Annotated in this window: 4 protein-coding genes; 2 read left to right on the top strand and 2 right to left on the bottom strand. The window is 71.2% G+C overall.

Going from position 1 to position 3,093, the window contains the following annotated elements; all coding sequences use genetic code 11:
• Nucleotides 1-650 (bottom strand): NADH-quinone oxidoreductase subunit I (locus AB0I76_RS26110; RefSeq protein ID WP_357040632.1); only part of this gene is annotated, 650 nt, incomplete at its 3' end.
• 96 nt (nucleotides 651-746) lie between these two features.
• Between AB0I76_RS26110 and AB0I76_RS26105 the strand changes: the two genes are divergently transcribed.
• A complete protein-coding gene (locus AB0I76_RS26105) occupies nucleotides 747-1,319 on the top strand; it encodes a Uma2 family endonuclease (RefSeq protein WP_357040629.1) in 573 nt (190 codons plus the stop codon).
• Here the strand turns inward: AB0I76_RS26105 and AB0I76_RS26100 are convergent.
• A complete protein-coding gene (locus tag AB0I76_RS26100; RefSeq protein WP_357040626.1) occupies nucleotides 1,300-1,731 on the bottom strand; it encodes an ester cyclase in 432 nt (143 codons plus the stop codon). The genes AB0I76_RS26105 and AB0I76_RS26100 overlap by 20 nt on opposite strands.
• A gap of 280 nt (nucleotides 1,732-2,011) precedes the next feature.
• Between AB0I76_RS26100 and AB0I76_RS26095 the strand changes: the two genes are divergently transcribed.
• Nucleotides 2,012-3,079, top strand: a complete 1,068-nt coding sequence (locus tag AB0I76_RS26095; protein WP_357040623.1) for a glutathione S-transferase C-terminal domain-containing protein — start codon at nucleotides 2,012-2,014, stop codon at nucleotides 3,077-3,079.
• Nucleotides 3,080-3,093: the final 14 nt, after the last annotated feature.

The raw sequence follows: 3,093 nt of genomic DNA, 5'->3' as shown, positions 1-3,093 counted from the left end.
TTCGCGTGGGGGGTTGCAGCGGCGATGTCGCCGGTGCGCGACAAGGAGGCAATTGATGGACGGCCAGACGGACGGGCGGCGGGGCTGGCCGGGACCGCGGCCTTGCGCGCGGCGGCGGTCTCCTCCTTCGCCGGCTCGCCGTTCTCATCGTGCGCGGGCGGCGGTGGCACGGTGGCCATCCACTCGCCCAGGTGGTCCTTGTCGTGCAGGAGGTCCTTGATGTCGTACTCGGCGTACTCGAACTCCGGCGACCAGTAGAGCGCGTCGAACGGGCAGACCTCGATGCAGATGCCGCAGTACATGCAGAGCGAGAAGTCGATGTCGAAGCGGTCGAGCACGTTGCGCTGGCGGGGGCGGGCGGCGCCGGGCACCGCCACCTCCTCCTTGTGCGAGTCGATGTAGATGCACCAGTCCGGACACTCACGCGCGCACAGCATGCAGACCGTGCAGTTCTCCTCCAGCAACGCGATCACCCCGCGCGAGCGGGGCGGCAGCTCGGGGGCGACGTCCGGGTACTGCTGGGTGGTCGTGCGCTTCGTCATCGTCTTCAGCGTGACGGCGAGCCCCTTCACCAGGCCCGCGCCGGGCAGGCCGCGCTCGCCGGTGGTGCCCGGTTCGGTGCGCTCGCCGCTGTCGGTCATGCGGACCATCCTGCCCTGTGCCCCCGGCGCGCGCGACCACCACCCGGGCATCGCCGAAAGTACGGTGACCGTGGGGAGAACGACGCACCGGAAAGGGCTCGCGCAATGACCGCCGCGCTGCACGACGACTACCCGCCGCCGGGCGAGTGGACGACGGACGATCTCGATCGCCTGCCCGACGACGGCCGCCGCCACGAACTCCTGGACGGAAACCTCATCAGGTCGCCCTCCCCCACGCGACTCCACCAGTCCATCGCACTGATGCTCGGGGCAGCTCTTCAGGAGACCTGCCCCGCCGACCTCGACGTCACCCAGGGCGTCGCGGTGCGGATCTCCCGGACCCGGGCGTTCATCCCGGACCTGCTGGTCACCGAACTCGACGCCGCCGTGCGCAACCCGTCGCACTACCGGCCCAACGAGGTGCTGCTGGTGGTCGAGATCGTCTCAGAGGGCTCACGCAGCATCGACCGGGTTCTCAAGCCGGCGCTGTACGCCGAGGCGGACATCCTCTACTTCTGGCGGATCGAGACCGAGACCGGGATCGTCGTGCACGCCCACAAGCTCGACCCGGTCAAGCAGATCTACGTCGAGACGGCCCGCATGCCCGACGGCATCCTGCTGCCCGAGCCCTGGGAGATGGACATTCCGCTGGCCCGGATCACGCCCCGGGCCCGGTGACCCCACCCAGCGGCGGGAGCATCTCGACGCCGAGCTGCTGGAGAAGCTGGAACAGTTCGTTGCAGCTCCACACCTCGACGATCAGGCCGGCGTCGTCGAAGCGCAGGAACGTCGCCCCGGAGTAGCTGACCACCTGCCCGGTCGGCGGCACCGGGCCGAACTGCCCGACCTGGGTGCCGGCGGCCCGCCAGTGCACCGCCACCCGGTCCCCGGTCGCCACCAGGTCCACGATCTTGTACCGCAGGTCGGGAAACGCGGCCCGCCGCTCGCGGTGCCAGGCCAGCGCCGCCTCCGGGCCGGTCCCGCCGAGCCCCGGGCACTGCGGCGCGATCACCTCGTACGCCGACTCCTCCCGCTTCGCGTTCCACACGTCGGCGATGAAGCGGCGGGCGGCGGCCTCCACGTCGGTCATCGCGGCAGCCTAGTGCGGTGTCCACTAGCGTTCACCGGGTTTCCGGTGGTCGTTGTGGATCCTCGCCTTTCGAGCGAGCGACTCCCCACGGATGTGGTGGGGCGGGCCTCCGCGGGCCAACTGATCCTCGCGCCGTCATCGCGGGGCGGCGGGGATCAGGTCACCGCACCAGCCGGGCCCGCCGCGTCAGCTCGCCACCGCCCTGACGAGCTCGCCGCGCCGGGGCAGGCGGGAGCGGCGATGATGGGACGAGCGGGGAGACGACGTGGAGGGGGCGGGCGTGGGCGGGACGACCGGAAGCGGTACGGCCAGGGGTGACGAGGCGCAGGAACGTACCGGCGGGAAGTACGTCGAGCCGGGCGGTGAGTTCACCCGCGACCAGCGCTACATCGCCACCCGGATCACGGCCGACGGGCGGGACGGCTGGCCGGTGGAGCCGGGACGGTACCGGTTGGCGGTCAGCCGCGCCTGCCCGTGGGCGAACCGACTGATCATCGTCCGCCGGCTGCTGGGACTGGAGGACGCCATCTCGATGGCGGTGGCCGGCCCGACCCACGACAAGCGGAGCTGGACGTTCGACCTGGACCCGGACGGCCGGGACCCGGTCCTCGGCATCGAGCGGCTGGCCGACGCGTACTTCCGGCGGTTCCCCGGCTACGACCGCGGCATCACCGTGCCGGCATTCGTGGACGTGCCGACCGGGCAGGTGGTCAGCAACGACTACGCGATGATGAGCCTGGACCTGTCGACGGAGTGGACCGCGTACCACCGCGAGGGCGCGCCGGACCTGTACCCGGAGCGGCTGCGCGACGAGATCGACGAGGTCAACGCCGTGGTCTTCGCCGACGTGAACAACGGCGTCTACCGCTGCGGGTTCGCCGGCAGCCAGGAGGCGTACGAGAAGGCGTACCACCGGCTGTTCGACCGGCTGGACTGGTTGACCGAGCGGTTGTCCGGGCAGCGCTACCTGGTGGGCGACACCATCACCGAGGCGGACGTACGGCTGTTCACCACGCTGGTCCGCTTCGACCCGGTCTACCACGGCCACTTCAAGTGCAACCGGCAGAAGTTGAGCGAGATGCCGGTGCTGTGGGCGTACGCGCGGGACCTCTTCACCACGCCCGGCTTCGGTGACACCGTCGACTTCGACCACATCAAGCGGCACTACTACGAGGTGCACCGGGACATCAACCCGACCGGCGTGGTGCCGCTCGGCCCCGACCTGTCGAACTGGCTCACCCCGCACGGCCGGGAGTCCCTGGGCGGGCGGCCCTTCGGCGACGGCACGCCCCCGCCACCCCCACCACCGGCCGAGCGGGTCGACCCCACCCACACGCCGCTGCGCTGACCCGGGACCCGCGC

The organism is Micromonospora sp. NPDC049799 (assembly GCF_040656655.1).
Taxonomy (GTDB): domain Bacteria; phylum Actinomycetota; class Actinomycetes; order Mycobacteriales; family Micromonosporaceae; genus Micromonospora.
Note: the sequence above shows the minus strand (reverse complement) of the source record. Positions and strands in the feature narration are given on the sequence as shown.

Coding starts and splice junctions, on each gene's coding strand:
- AB0I76_RS26105 (WP_357040629.1), top strand. CDS start 747: ATGACCGCCGCGCTGCACGACGACTACCCGCCGCCGGGCGAGTGGACG.
- AB0I76_RS26100 (WP_357040626.1), bottom strand. CDS start 1,731: ATGACCGACGTGGAGGCCGCCGCCCGCCGCTTCATCGCCGACGTGTGG.